This window comes from Eubacterium sp. An11 (genome assembly GCF_002161065.1).
Lineage (GTDB): Bacteria > Bacillota > Clostridia > Lachnospirales > Lachnospiraceae > Anaerobutyricum > Anaerobutyricum faecale.
On sequence record NZ_NFLV01000025.1, the window covers coordinates 1 to 21,687 of the forward strand.

Below are 21,687 nucleotides of genomic sequence, written 5' to 3' on the forward strand. Positions count from 1 at the left end.
TGAACTGCTCCCCGTCAAGTAGACAATGAAAAAAATATAAATTTTTCCTGCCAGTAGATTAAAACTACTGGCAGATTTTATGCTGCCTGCAAATAAATTTCATGTTTTTCCATAGGAGTTAAAACTCCAAGATTTCTTTGCAGACGTTTGTTGTTATAGTAATCTATATAATCTTCTATCATTTTTATAAGTGTTTCTTTATCGGTGAATCGTTCCCCATAGTAACGTTCTCTTTTTAAAATCCCCCAAAATCCCTCCATAGGACCGTTGTCGATACATTTTGCCACTCTCGACATGCTTTGCGTAATTCCAGCGGATTCAAGTTTATTATGAAATGCTCTGTTCGTATATTGAAATCCCCGGTCACTATGAAACAAGGGATGCGCATCCGGATTCATTCGTATCGCTTCATCAATTGTATCAAATACCAACGCATTGTTGTTATTGTCACGTATGACGTATGAAACAATTCGTCTATCATATAAATCCAGAATTGCACTTAGATAGACCTTGTGTTTCTCAATCCCAATATAATAATGGAATTCTGTTACATCTGTGAGCCATTTCTCATTCGGTGCGTCAGCTGTAAACTCCCGGTTAAGTATATTTTCAGCGATATATTGAGGATTTGCTGCCTGTCTCGTACATCCGTTATTCGAGTACTTGATAGTGGATTTAATATTAAGTTTGCGGCAAATGCGTAATACACGTTTGTCATTAACGTCAATGCCATGATAGCGTTCCAATTCATCTCTGATTCTTCGATAACCTTTGTCTGGTGATTCCCTATGAATCTTTTCGATTTCACCTGCAATTCGCTTGTTTTTTTGCTCATTTTCAGGAATTTCCCTATGTAACCATTTATAATAAGCAGCTCTGGAAATCCTGCCGAGTTTGCAAAGGTCAGTGACAGGATAATGTTTCTCTTCGTGTTCTTCTTTAATTGCCTGGTATATATGTTCATGACGGATCAGGCTTAGTCCCGCCTCCTCTCTATCTGCTCGAGTTTTTTTAGGAAAGAAACCTCCATTTCAGCACGTGCTTTCTCTGCCTTTAAAATCTTAACTTCAGCACGCAGCTTTTCTAACTCATTCATTTCATTAGGATTTTTCCGTTTTCCACGATGATCTCTTAAGGCTTCTACTCCGCCGGATTCATATTTAACAGTGTAACTACGAGCCTGTTGATAAGATACTTGATATTTTTTTGCTGTTTCAGCATAATTATGGTCATGTGCGATACAGTACTGTACAATTTCAACACGCTCATTAAATGTGGTTTTTCTTCCTTGGGTCATGATAAAGCTTCCTCCTGTTTCAGAAGATTTTAACTCTTCATGACCATTATACTTCTTTATCCAGGTTTGTAACTTGGCTTTTGAACGAATTCCGTATTTTTTGCAAATCTCACCCTGAGAACCACGGCATGCTAAATAATCCAAAACTGCCTGTAACTTCAATTCTTTGGAATATTTCTTATTTCCCTTTAATGTGAATGCATCTACTCCCATGGATTCATAATTACGAATCCACTGTTGGACAGAAGCTACGCTGACATCAAACATAGATGCAATTCGATGTTGACTTTCTTTTCCATCCAGATACAGATTTACAGCATATAGCTTATCTTCAACAGATATTTTCTTTTTAGGCATAAAATATACTCCCTCCTAAGTGACAAGTTTTTATTATTTCACTTGTCTACCCAGAAGGGAGCATATCAGAAGTGGACCGGATGATTCTGAAGCAGTTGTTTTTCTATTACCTGGTTCCGATGCTGGTATCTGTGCTGCTGAGTGCCGTGACAGCCGTCTTTGCCGGAAACCGCTTCGTCTTTTATACAGGAGCGGAAGGGAACGGATTCTATTATTTTATTCTGTCCGTATTTCTCTTTGCAGGTATTTATCTCATTTACTTCGGTGTGACTTATCTTGGATTTACGAGAAATGTACATCAGGAAGGGTGAGAGAGAAAAATGATGAGGCCTCTTGACAAACCATCACACCATGGGTATAATGTGCTTGCTCAATAAGCACATTCGAATGTCAATTATTAAGAGGAAAGGCGCCTGTATATGCAGATTATCATCAGTAATAATGCAGATAAACCTATCTATGAGCAGATCACCTCACAGATCAAGGCGATGATCATGAATGGAGAGCTTCAGGCCGGGGATACGATTCCATCTGTCCGCACCCTGGCGAAGACTCTCCATGTCAGCGTGATCACCGTCCGCAAGGCCTATGAGGAATTGCAGAGGGACGGGTTTATCGAGACGGCCGTGGGGCGTGGAAGCTTCGTATCGGCACAGAATAAAGAATTTTATAAGGAACAGCAGCAGCGGCTGGCGGAGGAACATTTACAGATGGCGGCAGATATCGGCCGTATGAACGATATTCCGCTGGAAACCCTTCAGGAGCTGCTGGCAATGTTTTATGGAGGATAAGTTTGGAAGTAAACTTCCAAATCTGCCAGGATTGACGCAGCAGGTGCGTCAGGAAGGAGAAAAAATGGAGTATGCGTTGAAGCTGGAAAAAGTATCAAAGACCTATAAGGCATCCGGATTTTCCCTGAGAAACGTATCCATGGAAGTGCCTGCGGGTTCCATTGTGGGATTCGTGGGAGAAAATGGAGCGGGAAATGGAAAAAATTATAGTAGAATGATGGTAAGAGATAATAACAAAGGGATTGCCAAAAAGCATATTCTAAGAGCAAAATATCGTATGTTGACAGCATACAATATTTTCAATCTTGTGTGCTTTTGAGGCAATCCCTGTTTTTGTTTTGTGCCTTTTGCCTTCCCTATTCCGCACGTCGTATACGACGGCTCGCTGTCACGATCATATGAATCACATACGGGATCAGGATCACCGGGATGGCCAGGTAAGCGATAGTGCTGTACGCCCGCTGAATGAGGGTCAGCAATCCGAACTGGGCGATGCCGAAGTCCACGATGCAGCAGATGAGAGCGGCGATGATTTCCTTGCGGGAAATACGAGGACCGGTTTTGGCTGCGTTGTTTTTGTCGGCGGCAGCTTTACCCTGTGACTGCGGCGCTGCGGTTTTCTCTCCGTCGCCGCAGATTCGTTTTACCATGGCGGCAACCATATTGACCGCTGTGGAGACGGCGCCCAGGATGATCAGGATGGAGATGAGCGGCGTCATGAAGGAAGCGCCCACGCCGTTTTGTACCATGAAGAGGGTAGGCACGTCCTGGGCGGCTGCTTCCGGGTTGGTGTAGACGGTCATCAGACCGAGAACAACCATGACCATCATCAGAGCGTTGACCACGAAGCCGATGCCCATGCTCTTTACGGCGTCTCCCGGCTTTTCAAAAGATTTGGCGTGCTGGACGAAGACCGCGATGTTGGAAAGCTGGAAGGTTCCGTAAATAAACGCGGAGTAAAGGGCGGCGGACAGCGGCAGTTTCTGTGCTGTCATGAGGTTTATGGTATCGGAAATCTGCGGCAGACCGGCAATGATATTTGGAATGTATACGATCAGCAGGCCGGCGATGATGCAGATGGAAAGAATCGATGCGACTCTTCGCACCAGATCCGTTCCGAAAATGGCGACCACGAAAATAAAGACGCCGATGATCAGGGTGCACAGCAGATACGGGAGCCCTGTCAGAGCGCTCAATGTCGCGCCGCCGGTGGCAAAGGCAACGGCGGGAGCCACGCACATGACGCAGATGTAGAGCACCTCAAAGAGGTTTGAAAAAACAGGTGCGAATCTGCCGTAAAAGGCGTTATTATAGGAACGGTAATCGTAAACTTCGTGTTTCTTTGCAAAGTGCAGACTGTAAGCAAAAAAGACTGCGTTATACAGCATGGCGAAGACCGGCATTGCCAGACACCAGATGCCGTACCGCACATAATAACTGTAAATCTGGGCCCCGGAGGCGAAGCCGCCTCCGAAGTGGGTGGTAAACCATACGAATGATACGCCAAGGATAATGGCGGCTGATTTTTTATTTTTCATTGTTTATCTTCTCTTTTCTTTTTTATTTCATTGCTCTTTCTTTCAGGCGCGCCATGGCATCTCTGAGCATTTCCACGGTAACTTTATACGGGTAATGAGCCACATCGGACATGTCCGGGATCCGGTTCATACATTCCTCCCACTGTTCTTCTGTGATCTCGATTTCTTCCAGGGAAACCGGCAGGCCCACAGCCCGGTTCAGTTCATAAACTTTCTCAAATTCATCATACTGTCCGTCTGCCAGGAGAGCCAGCAGTACGCCGAAGCCCACCACTTCTCCGTGAAGATGCCGTTCCTCAATGACCGGATAAGAGGTCATGGCATAGAAAATGGCGTGGGCAAGACCGCTGTTGTAGTCCGGCGTAAAGTCTTTTGTCAGAAAGATAGAGGCGATTCCCGTGGTGACCACGATGGCCAGGATCACCTGTTCCACATCGTAAGTACAGAGCCCTTTTTTATGGTCTGCGAATGCCGTTGGCCCGTAATCCATGAGCGGGTCCCGGCACATGCGGCTCACGGCCACACCCAGGGCGGTGAAATGTTCCAGCCGTTCGTCCCGGGAGGAGATGGTCGCCTCATAATATTTGGCGTAGGTGTCGCCGATGCCCGCCCACATGTACTGACATGGGGCTTTGGCGATGATTTCCGTATCAATGAAGGCGTGCATCACCGGACGCACAAAGAAATGCGGTTTTAAAAAGGTGCCGTCATCATTGTACATGATGGAAACCGATGTGCAGGCGGAACAGTTGGAAGCGATGGTCGGAAAGGCAAACACCGGTTTGTCATCGGTGATACACAGACATTTTACTGTGTCAAGAGCCTTGCCTCCGCCCACGCCGAAGACCATGTCGGCTTCCTGATAGACCGGCAGAGCGCGGAGCTTTTCCACGGTGGCGTAGGTGCAGTCTTTTCCAAACAATTCTTTTCCAATGATTTCAAGATTCGTTTTCTCCACATAGGAAGCAATTTTATCATAGGCGGCAGCCAGCGCTTTCTCGCCGCCAATCACAAGAACTTTCTTTCCGTAGGACTCGCAGACCGGTCCGATTTTGTCATAAATGGTATTGCCGATGGAATAATTCGGCAGATGTACTTCATAATTTTCCAGTTTCATTTATTTTTCTCCTTTCCTGGTGAGGAACAATCAGAGTTCCGCCTGCGGAACTCTGGCGCCGAGCGCGGTCGCTTTTGCGACAAATTCTGCTTCGCGCGATTGCGCATCCCGCCCGGTGGGCTTTTTTGTTTCAAAGAATTTCCAATGGAATATTTTTGGAAATAAAAAAGCTCCTGTCCCTCGCAAAAATATTGCAGGGACAAGAGCGATACAATTCATAATTACTCCTGCGGTGCCACCCGGCTTGATGTATATGCTACATCCACTCATGCATACTGACATATGCTTGTTTTGATAACGGAGTGAAATCTCCGGCCCGCCTACTCGTATACAGATAGTTTCAGCTCGCCCTCAGAAGCCCATTCTCCTCAGTTTCGACATGCCGCAATTCCACCGTCTGCGGCTCTCTGGAAAGCATCCGCCAAGGGTACTTACTCTTCCTCACAGGTTTAGTAAAACTTTAGCACGATAAAAAGAAAATGTCAATGGACTTTCTCCATGGTTTCAAAAGAGAATTGTCAATGTCAAATGAAAACAATACTCTCGGCCATATTATCGGTTAAGAAAATAAATTCCAAGATTGAGATATCCTGCAAAAGTGACCCACAAAAGATAAGGGATCAGCAAATATCCGGCCAGTTTGGAAGAGCGGGAAAACCAGAGGATCGTTGCCAGGATCAACAGCCATAAAAGGAGAAGCCATACGAAAGACAGCAGGTACTGTTCCAGGTTGAAAAAGAAAATCGGCCAGAAAAAGTTAAAAATAAGCTGGATCACGTACAGCTTCCATGCAGTCTGCCCAGGTTTTTCAGAGACTAGCACCAGATAAGAGGCAAAGCCCATGAGGAGATAAAGAATAGTCCAGACTACGGGAAACAGCCAGCCGGGAGGGGAGAGGGGCGGTTTCTGCACCGCATCAAAAAGAGACATGCTGCTGCGGGTGAGAAAGCCGGCAAGTCCGCCGACTGCCAGCGGGAACAGCAGGCAGGGAACCAATTTTTTCCATTGAATGTTCAAAAAAATCACTCCTTATAGAACGAATTTGTGATCAAAGCAGAAATGGCTGCCCTTATTTATATGCGGAATGATCAGACTCTATACAAGTATTTTGCAGATATAGATTCCTGTTGTCTGCGGCAGGAGAAATGTTTATAATACAGGAAGAGAAACTTCGGAAGATAAAGATGGAAAAAAGGACGGATGTGAATGGTAAAAATGTGTATGATCTGTATTGTGGCAGGACTGGCATCAGGAATTGGTGTGGGATTTGTCGGCATGTCTGCGGCAACGGTGATTTCTCCCATGCTCATTGCTTTTCTGGGGTGTCCCTGGTATGAAGCGGTGGGAATCGGATTGATGGCAGATGTGCCTGCCGCCGCCATTGCGGCGAGGACGTATCAGAAACATGGGTATGTTGATCTGAAAAACGGAAGGTTTACGCTGGGGGCAGTGCTCATCATGGTCATCATCGGCAGCTATCTCTCCCAGTATATGCCCGATACGGAGATGGGATTGTTTTCTGTGGCCATGACTCTTTTTATGGGAGCCAAATTTGTCCTGAAGCCCGACAGCGGAGAAAACCGGCGAAGCGGCCTGAGGGAAGGGCAGAGGGGGAAAGTCCTGTCCATTCTGGCGGGCGCCTACATCGGGCTCTACTGCGGCTTCGTGGGCCTTGGCGGCGGCCTCATGATGCTCTTTGTCCTCAATGTGATTCTCGGCTATGAGCTGAAAATGGCGGTAGGGACCAGCGTTTTTGTCATGACTTTTACGGCGTTTATCGGCGCCGTGTCTCATTTTGTTTTTGGAAATATGACGGGATATATGATACCTCTGCTCATCTGTATGGCAGTCACCTTCCTTTGTTCGGCAGCGGCCTCCTCCATTGCCAACAAAATCTCTGCCGGACAGGCACACCAGATCACCGGAGTGATTCTTTTGATCCTCGGAGTCGGAATGGTGTTTACAGAGTGGGAAAATATCGTCAGCACATGCAGGCAGATGGCAGCAATGTTTGGAAGCTTACAGTGACAGGACGGATTGTAATCTGTCCCTGTCACAGAGATAAAACATATTGCACAATGGGCTGAATGGTTTCCTTATCACTGAAATCAATGGACCCTCCGTAAGTATCAAGCAGCTGTTTATCTTCCTCCCTCAGGGAATCTTTGTCTTTTTTCTGCAGGGATTTGCGCAGCATAGCCATCATGGATTTGTGTATAAAGCTTAATTTGCTGTAATCAATGCCGCCCCGCAGATGGAACAGATGGATATGTTCAAGCATTTCCGGAGAAAGTGCCTTGGACAGGGATTCTCTGATGTGGGCGGTATTTTCCGGATCGGCCGGGTCGGCCAGACCGCAGGTAAAGAGAATCACGTGCCGGTCGCGGAGCAGTTCCCAGTTTTTTGTGAGCAGTTTGATACCGCTTACTCCGCCGGCGTACAGGCCGCCGCCATAGATGATGACATCATAATTGGAGAAATCCTCCGGTTTAAAAATATCCTTTTCAAAAAAAGAGCAGGATAATGCTTCCGCAATCCATTCTGCATATCTTCTTGTTGAGCCATATTTGGATTCGTAAATTACAACAGTTCTTTTCATGAAAATCTCCATTCCGCCGCCACTTCCGGCGGCATAAAATTTGCAGTATACTATAGTAGAATATTATCGTGACGGACATATTCCTCTATATAATAGACTTTTATGGTAGGAAAATCAAGCCGGCCCGGTCTACCGGTTTTTTCCCGCCGGAAAGCACGGGTATATTTGTTGCATTTATATAGAAAAAATAGTATAGTTAATTCAATCATATGATGTAAGGAGAAGGAATATGACAAAAGAGACAAAAAATTTACAGGAAATTCACCGTCTCCGTCCGGAGTGTATTACCTGCACCTGCGATAAGTATCTTGGAAAGTATCCGGAAGATGCTTCGGAGGAGGCAAAGATTGACTATATGCAGAAAGTGCTGACTCTGATTGCCGAAGCGCCAAAAACCGACGCCATTCCGGTTATTGTCCGGGACATCAATAAGGTGCGCATGGAAATGTTCGGAGAGGCCGATAATTACACCAGAATTAAAATACATTTCAACCAGATTATGCTGGAAAAGGAGGAGGAATTCCGCAGGCAGATTGCAAAGGCGGAGGATCCGCTGAAAATGGCGCTGCAGTTGTCCATGGTCGGCAACTATATTGATTTTGGAGCCATGAAGAATGTGGATGAAGAGAAGCTGGACCAGCTGTTGGGAACAGCGGCAGATCAGCAGATCGATGAGGACGCCTATTCTCATCTGAAACAGGATTTAAGCACCGCGGAGCGATTTGTATTTTTCACGGACAACTGCGGGGAAGTGGTTCTGGATAAGCTTCTCATTGAGGAGATTCAGAGACAGTATCCGCAGGTTTCCGTATCCATCGTGGTCCGCGGGGCAGAAACCTTAAATGATGTCACCCGGATGGATGCCGCCCAGGTGGGGCTGGGAGAGATTGCCTACGTGGTGGACAATGGCAATGATGTGGCCGGAACCTGGGTGCCGGAGTTATCGGAAGAGGCCCTGGCGCGGATGGAATCCGCCGATGTGATGCTGGCCAAAGGACAGGCCAACTTTGAGACGATGCGCTGCTGCGGAAAGAACATTTATTATTTGTTCTTATGTAAATGTCACATTTTCTCGGATATGTTCGGCGTGGAACCGTTTTCCGGGATGCTTGTTCGTGAAAGAGACGCGAGAAATCGCTGAGGAGAAAGATTATGAGAGTAGTTTTGGGAATCGATCTGGGTACTTCCAGTGTGAAAGCCATGCTTCTGGATCTGGAAAACGGGGTTGTTGGAGTGAAGGCAAAGGATTATGGCGTGGATATTTCTCATCCCGGCTGGGCGGAGCAGAATCCGGAAATGTGGTGGAAATCTTTGGTGGAAGTCCTCGGTTGGCTGCGGGAACATCACCGGAATGCTTTTGAAGCGGTGTGTGCCGTGGGATATTCTGGACAGATGCACGGCCTTGTGCTGACCGGAGCCGACGGACGTCCGGTGCGCCCGGCCATTATCTGGCTGGACCAGCGGGCGGGAAGACAGCTGAAAGAAATCAGTGCCGCCCTTTCGCAGGAGGAAATGGGGCAGATCTTCTGTAACAGGGTCAGCAGCGGATTTGCCTTTCCGTCGCTGTTATGGGTGAAGGAACAGGAGCCGGATATTTTTGCCAGAGCGGAACATGTGCTGACTCCAAAGGATTATCTGCGTTACAGAATGACCGGAGCCGTTGGGGCGGAAGTGGTGGACGCTTCCTCCACGACCATGTTTGACACGGCAAAACGGAACTGGGCCTGGGATATACTGGAACGTTTCGGTCTGCCCGCCGGGCTGTTTCCGGAAGTAAAGGAGTCGTCGGACATCGCCGGAACCATCAGTCCGTCCTGCGCGGCGGAAACTGGTCTTCCGGCAGGGGTTCCTGTCATCTACGGCAGCGGTGACCAGCCGGCCCAGAGCATCGGAAACGGGGTCATAAAGGGCGGCCGGATTATCAGCAATATCGGGACCGGAGGGCAGATATCGGCCTTCGCTTCTTCGCCGGCTTATGATAAGAAGCTCCGTACCAATACTTTCTGCCACGGGATTCGCGGCGGATATACCATCTTCGGCGCCACCTTGTGCAGCGGTATGTCTTTAAATTGGGCGAAAAATAAAGTGCTGCATGTGGACAGTTACCAGGAGGTCAATGCATTGGTGTCAGCAGTCCCGCCCGGAGCGGAAGGGCTCATTTACCTGCCTTATTTGTCCGGGGAGCGGACGCCCCACATGAACCCGGATGCAAAAGGTGTGTTTTTTGGTATGACCCTCGGTCAGGAGCGGGGACATTTCCTGCGGGCAGTCATGGAAGGCGTGGCCTACAGCCTGAAAGACTGCTTAGGTCTCATACAGGAACTGGGCATCGACGCTCCGGAGATCATTGCTTCCGGCGGAGCCACAGCCTCTCCGCAGTGGCTCCAGATTCAGGCAGATATCTTTGAAAAACCTGTCCGGGCCAGCCGGGTAAAAGAACAGGCGTGTCTTGGAAGCTGTCTGCTGGCGGCAGTGGGTACCGGCATCCTGCCGTCCCTGGAAGAAGCCTGCGGCAGATTCGTCTCCATGGATGAGCGGACATATCTCCCGGATGAACGCAACGCGGACGTCTACCGGGAAGGATATGAGAAATACCGTAAACTGTACGGACGGCTGTGGGATATAATGGAATGATGAAAACGATTGCCTGGTCCTTTGAAAAAATGATGATTTGAAACAAACAGTATAAACATGGGCTTTATCCCAAAGTAGAGATTAGCCATCACAGTACATCAGTGACGGCTAAGCATCGTTTTATTCACTGAGCGCACATACTGCCATCCCCGGTATCGTATAGAGAAGGGGGAAACGCACTGCCACAAAAATACGCACTGGTTCCAGAGCAAACACGCAGATTTCCAGAATGACCAGCAGAATGAGAACAGCTGCCAGATAGTGGGTGCGCTTCTCGCGGGACAGGAGTGCCAGGCGTTCTCTCAGTCGGGAGAAATAACGGATAATCATGTTGGCAATGGCTATTCCGCAGATGAAGTAGAGAATCGGAAATGCCACATACATTCTGAGGTTCAGGTATACAGGGTGCCTGCTCCAGTCAAGAACCGGGAAGAAAGCGGCTGCCACAAAAAGAATCCCGAAAAGCATAATGAAAAAACTTATCGTTAATAATTTGTCTCGGTTGATACTCATGATAATCCCTCCATTTCATGGTAAGTATCGTTCTGGAAATAAAACATAACAGAAAATATATTTTCAACAATAATAATATCATAAAAGTATAGAGAAGGGAACCTTTATTTTTTGTTTTTTAAAAGAATATGAAAAAATGTATGGGGGTGTTGTTAATTATGAAAGATAATTCTATGAAAGTAATGCTGGAAATGGGTCGGGGCAGCAAACTGTCCATCTGCCAGGGAGATATCACGAAACTGGATGTGGACTGTATCGTCAATGCGGCCAACCGCTCCCTTCTGGGAGGCGGAGGTGTGGATGGAGCCATTCACCGGACGGCGGGACCGGGACTGCTGCAGGAGTGCCGGACACTCCACGGCTGTGAGACGGGACAGGCGAAGGTTACAAAAGGATATAATTTGAAGGCATCATACGTCATTCACACGGTGGGACCAGTCTATTCCGGCAGACCAAAGGACGCGGAGCTTCTGGCGGACTGCTACTGGAATTCCCTGGAACTGGCGAGGAAACACGGCGTCGGAAGTATCGCATTTCCGGCCATCTCCACAGGGGTGTACGGGTATCCGAAGAAAGCGGCGGCCGCCATTGCTGTGGAGACGGTACAGCAGTGGATGAAGGAGCATGAAGATTATATCATAGAGGTGATTTTGTGCGGATTTGACCGGCAGACCTGCGAACTGTATGAGAAGTTTCTGTCCTGATCGGTGTGAGCAAGACATTCATAGGGCAAATTGAGACTTTGGAGAGTCTGTGGTACAATAAATCAGAAAACGAAATACAGGATAAATCAAAGAAAGGAGAATGTTTTATGAGCAAAAAGTTAGTGGCATATTTTTCTGCAGGTGGCAGAACTGCGGGAGAAGCAAAGAAACTGGCAGAGGCAGCGGGTGCTGATCTGTATGAAATCAAACCGGAAACGCCATATACAAAGGAAGACCTTGACTGGACCAACAGAAATTCCAGAAGTTCCTTGGAGATGAATGATCCGGCTTCCCGCCCGGCTATCACAGATAAAGACGCGAAGGCAGAAGAGTACGATGTGATTTTCCTTGGCTTCCCGATCTGGTGGTACACAGCTCCGACCATTATCAATACATTTCTGGAAAGCTATGATCTTTCCGGCAGGACAATTATTCTGTTTGCCACTTCCGGCAGCAGCGGACTGGATGGAACCATCAAGAGTCTCCAGGGAAGCTGTCCGGGAGCAGTATTAAAAGAAGGTCGTATGATGAATGACGGCCCTTCTGTGGAGACGCTGAAAGACTGGGTGAACAGCCTGGGTATCTGACATTTTCCAGGATAAAATTTTTACATAAATAATCTTATAAAAAGAAAGGAGTCGCCGGGATTCCTTTCTTTTTTTTGGTCAGATAGCCTTCTGTACTTTGGAATTCTGCATATTGTTGCTAAAATGGCACAATATACACTTACTGAGAAAAAGCTGTGGATAAAAAGTATAAGTGCGCGGCTAAAGAAAGAAGAATGCAGGAGACGAAAAAAATGAATATAAAAAAGAATGACCATTTGCATGAAATGTTTAGTAGAATAGCAGGGAATACAAGAGGAAAAGTCATGACAGATCAGGAAGAATCTGTTCATTTGTTAAAAGAAAATATGCAGGAAGGCATCCCATTCCAGGGCCTTGGCGATATGATGATGAAAATGGACCGCATTTATGATCTGCTGGATTACCCACAGACCGAGCTTAAAATCCGGGAATGGGATGATTCTGAAAAATGGATAGGTACGCCGCTGGAGAACGATGCTGACTGGAATTATGGAGCCGATGCAGCGGAAAAATTTCATGAGCTGACTACGGGAAATAATCCGTCAGTGTATGTGGAGACCAGATTCCGCCGCTATGGAGGCTGGCAGGGTATTCTCCAGGCCGGAAAACGAAAACTATCTTACCGCAGCGCGCTGGAGTTTCTGCACTATATCATGGGATATATCAAGGGGTAACATCAGGCCGTCACTGTTGGTGGCGGCTTTTTGATGTGTATGCACCGCTAAAATAGACAGTGAGGAGTGGGGGAGAAAAGGTCAAGGAAAATATTGACATTTTCTTCTTGCATTTTTTCAATAGTATTATTATAATAAAAATACAATTGCAATTGTAATGCTATAATATATGAGGTGAAGGGATTGAAGCATAAACATTCAAAGAAGAATGGAGCAAAACGAAAAAAATCCCGAAACACCACACTGATAAAACTTGAAGATAGAGAGAAACCAAAGCGAACGATCAAAGACAGCGTTTTCCGTAACCTGTTCTCGGAGCCAGGATATGGGTTGCAGCTTTATAAAATTCTGCATCCGGAGGATACGGAGACAACGGAAGAAGACATTTCCTATCTTACCATTATACGGGAGATTACTAACGGTATCCGCAATGATCTGGGAATGTACATAGGCGGCAGATATCTGATAATGATAGAAGCACAGAGTACATGGAGCGTTAATATTTTGATACGCATGTACATTTATCTGGCGGAAATCTGGAAAAACTATATTGTACAGAATAAATTAGATGTATTTTCTTCCAAAGAATTAAACCTTCCTGTACCGGAATTCTATGTGGTCTACACAGGGAGTCGGAAAAAACGGCCGGAGTTTCTGCGGCTGTCAGAAGATATCTTTCACGGGATATGTAAAAATGTTGAACTTAAAATTCATATGATTTATAATGGAGAAAACAAAGGAGATATTCTGGATCAGTATGTTTCTTTCACGGAACAGGCTGATCATTTTTATAAAGAATACGGAAGAACAAGAGAAGCTGCGGAAAAACTGGTGGAATACTGCATTGCGCATAATATTTTACAGGAGTATCTCAACAGGAAGAAGGAAGAGGTGACAAGTATGATTGGGGTAATCTTTGATGATACCATTCACAGACAAAGGATGCAGGAAGAGGCAGAGGCTCGGGCGGAGGCCCGGGGAGAGGCTAGAGGAGAGGCCAGAGGAGAAGCCAGAGGAGAGGCACGTGGAGAAGCCCGTGGGATTACCATAGGAACCATCAAAGGAGAAAAACAGGGGCAGATAAAAAAAGCCAGAGAGACAGCTCTGCGTTTGTGCCAGATGGGATATGATGCAGAAACTATCGCAGAGATTGTGGATATGCCGGAGGAACAGGTGAAGGAATGGCTGGCAGAGAGTTACGAAGATAATACTGATAAATGATTTTTTGAGCGCAGCAGTTTTACGATTGCTGCGCTGTCACTCTGTTGAAGTTCAATAGAAAAATATGGGATAAACATACCCCATCTGCATTTCTGACAATCGAAAGCAGGCATTAGACGGTATCAGTGAAGAGTGTTATATTGAAGGCATCCGAAAGGGTGTCTTTTTTCGGTACAGGTTATCTGACAGGAAAAGCTTCGGAATTTTATTTTGTACCAGAAGTCATAAAGCATGAAAAATGATATGTGGGAGGCGATAAAATGACGATAGATGAGGCAAGTGAGAGATATCAGATACCCATTGAGGTGCTGAAAGAGTATGAGAGCTGGGGACTGTGCGGTGCAGTCAGGAAGGTTGTGGGTGCGTGGCAGTATGATGAGGAAGATCTGAAGCGGCTCAGTCTGATCATGACCCTGCACGATGTGGGATTTGAGCCGGAGGAAGTGGAGGAATATATGCGTCTGGCGCTGGAAGGCGATAAAAGCCGGGATGAGCGGTTGCGGCTGCTGGATAAACGGCGGGGAGCGGCGCTGGATGAGATCCATCTGAAAGAACGTAAGCTGGAGCGGCTGGACTATCTGCGGTATATGATGCAGAAATATTGACTGACCGTGCGTGGCTGGCTGAATAAAAATGCCTGTCGGCAGTGGAATAAAAATTGTTCCATGGGCTGACAGGCGTTTTTGCTATTTTAGATACATTCGTGCTTCATAAGGGCGCAGAGTGTTGACGTCTTCCATGTCTGCATAGTTGGAGATGAGCAGCTGACTTCCTTCCGGAATCAGGGAAGCGGCGTCAATTTTACACGTGTTGCCGTAGAAGTTACAGATGACGGTCAGTGTCTGGCTGTCGTCTTTTCTATGGTAGGCAAAGATTGCCTCGTCATCCGGCAGAAGCATCTGGAAGGAACCATCTGCGATGACCGGAGTCTCCTTGCGCAGGCGAATGAGCTTTTTATAATAGGAAAAGATAGAATCGTCATCATTCACCTGAGAAGCAGCGTTGATAGTTGTGTAGTTCGGATTCACCGGCAGCCATGGTGTTCCTGTGGTGAAACCGGCCTGTGCGCTGTCGTCCCACTGCATTGGAGTGCGGGCGTTGTCACGGCTCTTGGCGTGGATGGACTTCATGATATCTTCTTCCGACCGGCCGTCAGCTTTGAGTACTCTGTACGCGTTCAGGGTTTCCAGATCATTGTACTGATCGATGGACAGAGGGGTGTTGGTCATGCCAAGCTCTTCGCCCTGGTAAATGTATGGGGTGCCTTCCATGCCATGAAGGAGAGTGGCGAGCATTTTGGCTGAGATAACACGGTATTCCTCGCTGTCATTGCCCCAGCGGGAGACGATACGAGGCAGGTCGTGGTTATCCCAGAAAAGGCTGTTCCATCCCCTGCCGTGGAGCTCAGTCTGCCATTTGTTCATGACTTCTTTAAATCTGAGGAATGGCAGAGGCATCAGATCCCATTTGGTTCCGTCCGGCTGCTGATCCAGAGAGATATGTTCAAACTGGAAAACCATGGATAACTCGCTGCCGTCCGGATTGCTGTAGAGGAGAGCCCTTTCCGGTGTTGCGCTCCAGGCCTCTCCGACGCTGACCAGTCCGGCTTTGCCGAAGGTGTTGGCGCTTAATTCATGGATCAGCTGGTGAAGCTTCGGACCCTCCACCATGATTTTTTCATCTGGAACCTTGCCGATATGGTCGATGACGTCCAGGCGGAAGCCTTCAATGCCGCGGTCGATCCACCAGTTGATCATGTTGTAAAGTTCCTGGCGCATGTTCGGATTCTCCCAGTTTAAATCCGGCTGCTTCCTGGAGAACTGATGCATATAATACTGCTCAAGTTCCGGCACCCACTGCCAGATGGAACCGCCGAAACCGGAGGTCAGATCGTTGGGAGGACAGCCTTCCACGCCGTCTCTCCAAACGTAATAATCATGATAAGGGTTATCTTTTCCTTTTAAAGCTTCCCGGAACCAGAAATGTTCATCGGAAGTATGGTTGAGAACCAGATCCATGATAATGCGGATGTGATGCTTCTTTGCCTCGGAGATCAGGCGGTCCATGTCGTCAAGATTGCCGAAGATTGGATCGATATCCTGGTAGTCGGAAATATCGTAGCCGTTGTCATCCTGAGGAGAACGGTAGACCGGGGAAAGCCAGATGGCGTCGACGCCCAGATCTTCCAGATAGTCAAGTCGGCTGATGATGCCCGGGAGATCGCCGATGCCGTCGCCGTTGGTATCCTGAAAACTCTTTGGGTAAACCTGATAGATGACTGCTTTTTTCCACCATTTGTTATCCATGTGTGTAATCCCTTTCTGTTTGTGTATTTTTTGCGGCGTCTGCCGCAGAATTTCGTTTTAACAGGCGCGTGACTGAACAGTTGTGAAAAGTTATTTTCTACATCTTTATACTACTGTGACAGGGAGATGTAAAGCCCTTTTTTACCAGGATTTTTGGACGGAAAAAGGTTGAAGATTTATTTCCGCGGCGCTCCGCAGCTTTCCCGGATGCGCAGGGTGCAGGGAAGGGTGATGCGCACCGGCAGCGCCTCCTGCTGTATAAAGGTATCTGTCATCTGGATTACATAGTGGGCGGCATAGCGGCCCATCTGAAAGGCCGGAGCATGGATGGTGGTCAGCGGCGGATTCAAAAATCCGGCAGCGCTGATATCGTCAAAGCCCACAATGGAAATATCGTCCGGCACCCGGTAATTATATTTGTAAAAAGCCCTCATGGCGCCGATGGCGATGGGATCGCTGGCTGCGAAGACCGCTGTCGGGAGAGGGGAAGTTCCGTTTTTTTCGGCTTTGATCAGAGACAGAGCCATGTGATAGCCGGATTCTACCGAGAATTCCTCCTCCCGGATATAAGGTTTCCAGCACAGATCGTGCTGGGTACAGTAGCGTATGAAGGCATCCTTGCGTTCTTCAAAATAGATGGTGGAATCTGTCAGCTGCTCTCGTCCTCCCAGATAGGCGATGTGCCGGTGACCGAGACTGGTCAGATAATCCATGGCGTCGTAGACCGCCTGACCGAAATCCAGTGTGATGGTATTGCAGTTGATCTGAGAGGTGCGCATATCGAGAAACAGTACATGGGGGGACAGCTTCTCAAGTTCTTTCCGCTGGCTGTCACTGTATTTTCCAATGCAGATCAGGGCCGGGACATCTTTTAGTGTATCCATGTAGTTGTGATCGCTCTCAAAGGCACGGATAACTTCAATCTTTTGCTCAGCGCAGTACTGTTCTATGCCGCTCCGGATATCCTGATAATAAGGGTCTTCCGTCTCATCCAGCAGGGAAATCCACTGGAAGATACCCACTGTCATGGATGGGGCGGTATTTTTTTTCTTATTATAATGCAATTCCTGCGCGATTCGCAGGACGTTATTCCTGGTAGTTTCTGTGACGCTTAAGGTCTCGTCCTGATTGAGAATCCGTGATACGGTTGCCGTGGAGACACCCGCCCTCTGGGCAATGTCTTTTAATGTTGCCATAAGCGCCTCCTTTCTGATTTCGTTTTTTTCATTATAACAAACCCGGTAAAAAAAAGAAAGTTTTTTACTAAAATAGTAAGTAAAAATTTATAGTAAAAATTGGTAAAAATAGTTGACAAATTTACTAAAATATTTTACTATAAAGCCATAATATTAACCGACCATTTAACAAAGGGCAATGGATCAAGAAAGGAGAAGTATGTAATGGCAAAGAAAACAGGGGTGTTAAAAGAAGAATTTAAAAACGGGGTGTACAGAGATCTGCTGAAAGATATCTACGTGGATGAGGGCGTTCTGGATTATCAGACAGAACGTTACATCAAGGCACTGGAAAGCTATGAGAAGCTGTACGGAGAACAGGAAGTGGAGATTTACAGCGCGCCGGGCCGCAGCGAGGTGGGGGGCAATCATACAGACCACCAGCACGGCAAGGTACTGGCAGCGTCCATCAACCTGGATATCATCGCGGTAGTCGCTCCGAGAGAGGACGGCGTCATTGAGGTGAAGTCCGAGGGATATCCTAAGACGGTGGTTGATTTATCTTCCCTGAAACCGGTGAAGAGAGAGAACGGAACATCCATCGCGCTGATTCGGGGAGTAGCTGCTAGAATCGAAGAAATGGGATACCAGATCGGCGGTTTCCAGGCTTACGCTACCAGCGATGTGTTGAGTGGTTCCGGCCTGTCTTCCTCAGCGGCTTATGAAGTACTTATCGGAACGATTCTTTCCGGCTTATACAACGATATGAAGCTGGATGCGGTGGACATCGCCAAAATAGGGCAATACGCGGAAAACGTATATTTTGGCAAACCATGCGGACTGATGGATCAGACTGCTTCCTCCGTGGGAGGACTCATTCATATTGATTTTGCGGATCCGGACAACACATTGGTGAAAAAGATCGATGTGGATTTTGAGGCATATGATCATTGTCTGTGCATCACGGATACCAAAGGTTCGCATGCCGACCTGACCGATGAATATGCGGCCATCCCGGCGGATATGAAGAAGGCTGCCGCTTATTTCGGCAAAGAAGTGCTGCGTCAGGTGGATGAGAAGGAATTCTACGGAAAGCTGGCGGAGATCCGTGAGAAGCTCGGCGACCGTCCGGTACTTCGTGCCATCCATTTCTTTGAGGAAGAGAAGAGAGTGGATGCAGAAATCGCCGCCCTGGAACGGGGAGATTTCGATGCATTTAAGAAATGGGTGAAGGCATCCGGCGCTTCTTCTTTCCAGTATCTGCAAAACGTATTTACTGTTCGGGACTTAAATGGGCAGGGACTTTCTGTGGGCCTTGCCGTCAGTGATGCAGTACTGGGAGAGAGAGGTGTCAGCCGTGTGCATGGCGGCGGTTTTGCCGGAACCATTCAGGCGTTTGTACCGGGAGACGCGGTGCAGGAATACAAAGACGCGCTGGACGGAGTATTCGGTAAGGGAAGCTGTCATGTATTGAAAGTGAGAAAATACGGTGGTATGAAGGTTCTGTAAGAGGAATCCGGGGAGAAAAGTTGTCAGAGTAATACAGGATACAGGAAATGTAAAGGGCTGTAAAAGGAGAATATGAGATGAGTTTATATAGAGAAATTGCCAGACTGGTGGAATATGGACTGAGAACGGAGCTCATTGCTCAGGCAGATAAGAGATATATGATCAATCAGCTTCTTGAAGTGTTCCGGGAAGATGAGTATGAGGAGCAGGACGTTTCCGGAGAGGAGATCGTACTTCCGGAAGTGCTGGATGCATTGACAGACATTGCGCTGGAACGGGGAATCATCGACAGTGATGATATTGTGACCAGAGATTTGTTTGACACCAGACTGATGGGAGTCATCACGCCGCGTCCGTCCCAGGTCATCGCGGAATTTGAAGAGCTCTACGGAGAGAACCCGCAGAAGGCAACCGACGCCTTTTATAAGTTCAGCCAGGATAACAATTATATCCGCAGGGATAGGATCAAAAAAGATATCCGCTGGAAAGTGGACAGCCCGTATGGAAAGATTGACATTTCCATTAATCTTTCCAAACCGGAAAAAGATCCGAAAGCCATCGCTGCGGCAAAGAACGCACCGCAGAGTGCGTACCCGAAATGTCAGCTTTGTATGGAGAATGAAGGCTATGCCGGCAGAATGAATCATCCGGCGAGACAGAATCACCGGATCATCCCGATTTATATCAACGGAAGCCGGTGGGGATTCCAGTATTCTCCATATGTGTATTATAATGAACACTGCATCGTATTTAACGGTCAGCACATTCCGATGAAGATCGATCATTCTACTTTTGTGAAACTTTTTGATTTCATCAAACAGTTCCCGCATTATTTTCTGGGATCCAATGCGGATCTTCCGATTGTGGGCGGTTCCATTTTAAGTCATGACCATTTCCAGGGAGGACGGTATCGTTTCGCCATGGCTGATGCTGCCATGGAAAAACAGATCACCATCCCGGGATATGAGGATGTGGAAGCGGGAATCCTTCACTGGCCGCTGTCCGTCATCCGTATCCGCCACAAAGATGAAAAACGCCTGATCGCTCTGGCAGATCACATTTTAGAGAAATGGAGAGGATACACCGATGAGGAGGCGTACATTTTTGCCGAGACAGACGGAGAACCGCACAATACCATTACGCCGATAGCCAGAAAGAATGGAGAGATATATGAGCTGGATCTCACTTTGAGAAACAACATCACCACAGAAGAATGTCCGCTGGGATTGTACCACCCGCACAGTGAATATCATCATATCAAGAAGGAGAATATCGGCCTCATTGAAGTCATGGGTCTGGCAGTGCTGCCGTCCAGACTGAAAGGGGAGATGGAACTTCTGGCAGACTGTCTGGTAAAAGGAACTCCGGTTGAGGACCATGAAGAGCTTTTGAAACATAAAGAATGGGCAGAAAAGATCCGTGAAAAATATGCGGATATCAATGATTCCAATGTGATGGATATTCTGAAAGAAGAAATCGGAAAAGTATTTGTCGGCGTTCTGGAGGACGCAGGAGTGTACAAGTGTACAGAGGAAGGCAGAGCGGCCTTTGACCGTTTTATCGCCGTACTGTAAAGGATAATAAAAGGGCAGGGATACCGGACGCAGATAAAAAACTGACCTCCGGAATCTCTGCCAAAAAAGATTCCGTTATAAATTTTTCATATAGTTAAAAACAAAGAGGACCGTTTTGATCGTCATGGCATCGTGAAACTGCCGGATATCCAGACCGGTCTCTTTTTGTATCTGTTCCAGTCGATAAATGAGAGTGTTGCGGTGCATGTGAAGCCGGCGGGTAGTCTCAGCGATATTCAGATTGTTATCCAGAAAACAGTTGATCACGTGGACAGTTTCCGGCTGGAAAAAAGAAGGAGAGTCCGTGCCGATCACTTCCTGCAGATAGGCGCTGCACCGTTCCTTTGAGAGACCGTAAATGAGACGGCCGATCCCCAGTTTGTTATAAGGGTAGACATACTGGCCGGGATAGAATATCCGGCCTACATTCAGCGCCAGGCTGGCCTCCTGATAAGCGTCCGGAAGCTGATTGAGATGGCCGGTGACCGCGCTGAAAGCCACATTGACCTGAATGAGAGCCTCTGTGTTCAGCAGGTCCATTACAAGATAGGCGGTGGAGTCGAGCGTCTCCTCTGATACCTCCTCTGTAAATGTGTAGACGATGGCCAGCTGGCAGGAAGACATGGGAACCAGCCAGACGTGCGAAGTGTCTGGAAAAGCGTGTTTTAAAATGGCCATGACAGAATTATTCATGGTTTCTTTTGATTCCACGAGAAAGACTGCGCGCGGATCAGAGAGAGAAACATGCAGCCGCTTGGCGGTGTGAATGAGTTCGTGAGTCTCCAGGTCTCCGGTGATCCATTTTTTGTAAATGGCTTCTTTGCTGTTGACTTCCTTATAGGAGGCGATCAGAGAGTCAAGCTGGTGGAGAAGATAGGACTCTGTCTCCTCGGCTTCCGCTTCCGGAAGATCTGTCGTGTCGGGCAGGTCCAGGGAGAAGGACAGGCCGGTGATTCTTTTCAATTCATCCAGTTTTCTTTGCATATTCTTTTTCTCTGTATTTCTCATATATAAATCTCCTGTTTATAACTAACCTGAGCATTTATTATAACAAAACTTCGCCAAAAAGAACAGATGCCCCAGGTGAAAAA

The 21,687-nt window shown here is 47.4% G+C and carries 24 protein-coding genes; 13 read left to right on the plus strand and 11 right to left on the minus strand.

The window, feature by feature from the left end:
• Positions 1-77: 77 nt before the first annotated feature.
• Positions 78-974 carry an IS3 family transposase gene (locus B5E53_RS14540; RefSeq protein WP_343215666.1) on the minus strand — a complete coding sequence of 299 codons (897 nt, stop codon included), beginning with the start codon at positions 972-974 and terminating at the stop codon, positions 78-80.
• Between the two features lie 2 nt (positions 975-976).
• The gene (locus B5E53_RS14545; protein WP_087316307.1) at positions 977-1,654 is read right to left on the minus strand and encodes a helix-turn-helix domain-containing protein; all 678 of its coding nucleotides are present in this window, start codon (positions 1,652-1,654) and stop codon (positions 977-979) included.
• A gap of 71 nt (positions 1,655-1,725) precedes the next feature.
• On the opposite strand from B5E53_RS14545, the gene B5E53_RS14550 reads away from it, so the two are divergent.
• The 3 genes from B5E53_RS14550 (at position 1,726) to B5E53_RS14560 (ending at position 2,764) form a co-directional block, all read left to right on the plus strand.
• Entirely contained in the window at positions 1,726-1,965 is a 240-nt protein-coding gene (locus B5E53_RS14550) for a hypothetical protein (RefSeq protein ID WP_087316310.1), read from the plus strand.
• Between the two features lie 108 nt (positions 1,966-2,073).
• Positions 2,074-2,445: a GntR family transcriptional regulator gene (locus tag B5E53_RS14555; protein WP_087316312.1), complete on the plus strand. Its 372-nt coding sequence runs from the start codon at positions 2,074-2,076 to the stop codon at positions 2,443-2,445.
• Entirely contained in the window at positions 2,435-2,764 is a 330-nt protein-coding gene (locus tag B5E53_RS14560) for a hypothetical protein (protein ID WP_087316315.1), read from the plus strand. The genes B5E53_RS14555 and B5E53_RS14560 overlap by 11 nt, the downstream gene beginning before the upstream one ends.
• 37 nt (positions 2,765-2,801) lie before the next feature.
• Here B5E53_RS14560 and B5E53_RS14565 read toward each other — a convergent pair whose 3' ends face one another.
• The 4 genes from B5E53_RS14565 to B5E53_RS14580 all read right to left on the minus strand — a co-directional run bounded on the left by B5E53_RS14565 (position 2,802) and on the right by B5E53_RS14580 (position 6,126).
• The gene (locus tag B5E53_RS14565; protein WP_087316317.1) at positions 2,802-3,983 is read right to left on the minus strand and encodes a hypothetical protein; all 1,182 of its coding nucleotides are present in this window, start codon (positions 3,981-3,983) and stop codon (positions 2,802-2,804) included.
• Positions 3,984-4,005: 22 nt separating this feature from the next.
• Positions 4,006-5,100: an iron-containing alcohol dehydrogenase family protein gene (locus B5E53_RS14570; RefSeq protein ID WP_087316319.1), complete on the minus strand. Its 1,095-nt coding sequence runs from the start codon at positions 5,098-5,100 to the stop codon at positions 4,006-4,008.
• Positions 5,101-5,130: 30 nt separating this feature from the next.
• A complete protein-coding gene (locus B5E53_RS14575; RefSeq protein ID WP_087316321.1) occupies positions 5,131-5,319 on the minus strand; it encodes a hypothetical protein in 189 nt (62 codons plus the stop codon).
• Positions 5,320-5,652: 333 nt separating this feature from the next.
• Entirely contained in the window at positions 5,653-6,126 is a 474-nt protein-coding gene (locus B5E53_RS14580; protein ID WP_343215665.1) for a TspO/MBR family protein, read from the minus strand.
• Between the two features lie 180 nt (positions 6,127-6,306).
• On the opposite strand from B5E53_RS14580, the gene B5E53_RS14585 reads away from it, so the two are divergent.
• The gene (locus B5E53_RS14585; RefSeq protein ID WP_087316326.1) at positions 6,307-7,128 is read left to right on the plus strand and encodes a sulfite exporter TauE/SafE family protein; all 822 of its coding nucleotides are present in this window, start codon (positions 6,307-6,309) and stop codon (positions 7,126-7,128) included.
• Positions 7,129-7,153: 25 nt separating this feature from the next.
• Here B5E53_RS14585 and B5E53_RS14590 read toward each other — a convergent pair whose 3' ends face one another.
• Entirely contained in the window at positions 7,154-7,699 is a 546-nt protein-coding gene (locus tag B5E53_RS14590) for a flavodoxin domain-containing protein (protein WP_087316395.1), read from the minus strand.
• 229 nt (positions 7,700-7,928) lie between these two features.
• On the opposite strand from B5E53_RS14590, the gene B5E53_RS14595 reads away from it, so the two are divergent.
• Entirely contained in the window at positions 7,929-8,840 is a 912-nt protein-coding gene (locus tag B5E53_RS14595) for an ARMT1-like domain-containing protein (RefSeq protein ID WP_087316328.1), read from the plus strand.
• An 11-nt stretch (positions 8,841-8,851) separates the two neighbouring features.
• Entirely contained in the window at positions 8,852-10,333 is a 1,482-nt protein-coding gene (gene xylB / locus B5E53_RS14600; protein WP_087316330.1) for a xylulokinase, read from the plus strand.
• 120 nt (positions 10,334-10,453) lie between these two features.
• Here the strand turns inward: xylB and B5E53_RS14605 are convergent, their stop codons facing one another.
• Complete coding sequence (locus tag B5E53_RS14605; protein WP_087316332.1) at positions 10,454-10,846, minus strand: hypothetical protein; 393 nt, start codon at positions 10,844-10,846, stop codon at positions 10,454-10,456.
• Positions 10,847-11,037: 191 nt separating this feature from the next.
• Between B5E53_RS14605 and B5E53_RS14610 the strand changes: the two genes are divergently transcribed.
• The 5 genes from B5E53_RS14610 (at position 11,038) to B5E53_RS14630 (ending at position 14,637) form a co-directional block, all read left to right on the plus strand.
• A complete protein-coding gene (locus tag B5E53_RS14610; RefSeq protein WP_087316397.1) occupies positions 11,038-11,550 on the plus strand; it encodes an O-acetyl-ADP-ribose deacetylase in 513 nt (170 codons plus the stop codon).
• Positions 11,551-11,657: 107 nt separating this feature from the next.
• Positions 11,658-12,137 (plus strand): flavodoxin, encoded by a 480-nt coding sequence (locus B5E53_RS14615; protein WP_087316334.1) that lies wholly within the window; start codon positions 11,658-11,660, stop codon positions 12,135-12,137.
• Positions 12,138-12,349: 212 nt separating this feature from the next.
• Positions 12,350-12,811, plus strand: a complete 462-nt coding sequence (locus tag B5E53_RS14620) for a hypothetical protein (RefSeq protein ID WP_140401510.1) — start codon at positions 12,350-12,352, stop codon at positions 12,809-12,811.
• Between the two features lie 183 nt (positions 12,812-12,994).
• Positions 12,995-14,032: a hypothetical protein gene (locus tag B5E53_RS19340; protein WP_087316338.1), complete on the plus strand. Its 1,038-nt coding sequence runs from the start codon at positions 12,995-12,997 to the stop codon at positions 14,030-14,032.
• A gap of 260 nt (positions 14,033-14,292) precedes the next feature.
• Complete coding sequence (locus B5E53_RS14630) at positions 14,293-14,637, plus strand: MerR family transcriptional regulator (protein ID WP_087316340.1); 345 nt, start codon at positions 14,293-14,295, stop codon at positions 14,635-14,637.
• An 81-nt stretch (positions 14,638-14,718) separates the two neighbouring features.
• Here B5E53_RS14630 and B5E53_RS14635 read toward each other — a convergent pair whose 3' ends face one another.
• Together B5E53_RS14635 and B5E53_RS14640 are read right to left on the minus strand one after the other, a co-directional pair.
• Positions 14,719-16,338 carry an alpha-glucosidase gene (locus B5E53_RS14635; protein WP_087316342.1) on the minus strand — a complete coding sequence of 540 codons (1,620 nt, stop codon included), beginning with the start codon at positions 16,336-16,338 and terminating at the stop codon, positions 14,719-14,721.
• A 176-nt stretch (positions 16,339-16,514) separates the two neighbouring features.
• Complete coding sequence (locus B5E53_RS14640; RefSeq protein WP_087316344.1) at positions 16,515-17,534, minus strand: LacI family DNA-binding transcriptional regulator; 1,020 nt, start codon at positions 17,532-17,534, stop codon at positions 16,515-16,517.
• A 204-nt stretch (positions 17,535-17,738) separates the two neighbouring features.
• On the opposite strand from B5E53_RS14640, the gene B5E53_RS14645 reads away from it, so the two are divergent.
• Positions 17,739-19,022 (plus strand): galactokinase family protein, encoded by a 1,284-nt coding sequence (locus tag B5E53_RS14645; RefSeq protein ID WP_087316346.1) that lies wholly within the window; start codon positions 17,739-17,741, stop codon positions 19,020-19,022.
• A 77-nt stretch (positions 19,023-19,099) separates the two neighbouring features.
• Positions 19,100-20,596: a UDP-glucose--hexose-1-phosphate uridylyltransferase gene (galT, locus tag B5E53_RS14650; protein WP_087316348.1), complete on the plus strand. Its 1,497-nt coding sequence runs from the start codon at positions 19,100-19,102 to the stop codon at positions 20,594-20,596.
• Between the two features lie 75 nt (positions 20,597-20,671).
• Here the strand turns inward: galT and B5E53_RS14655 are convergent, their stop codons facing one another.
• Positions 20,672-21,604, minus strand: coding sequence for a helix-turn-helix domain-containing protein (locus B5E53_RS14655; RefSeq protein ID WP_087316350.1), 933 nt, complete (start codon positions 21,602-21,604; stop codon positions 20,672-20,674).
• Between the last annotated feature and the right edge of the window lie 83 nt (positions 21,605-21,687).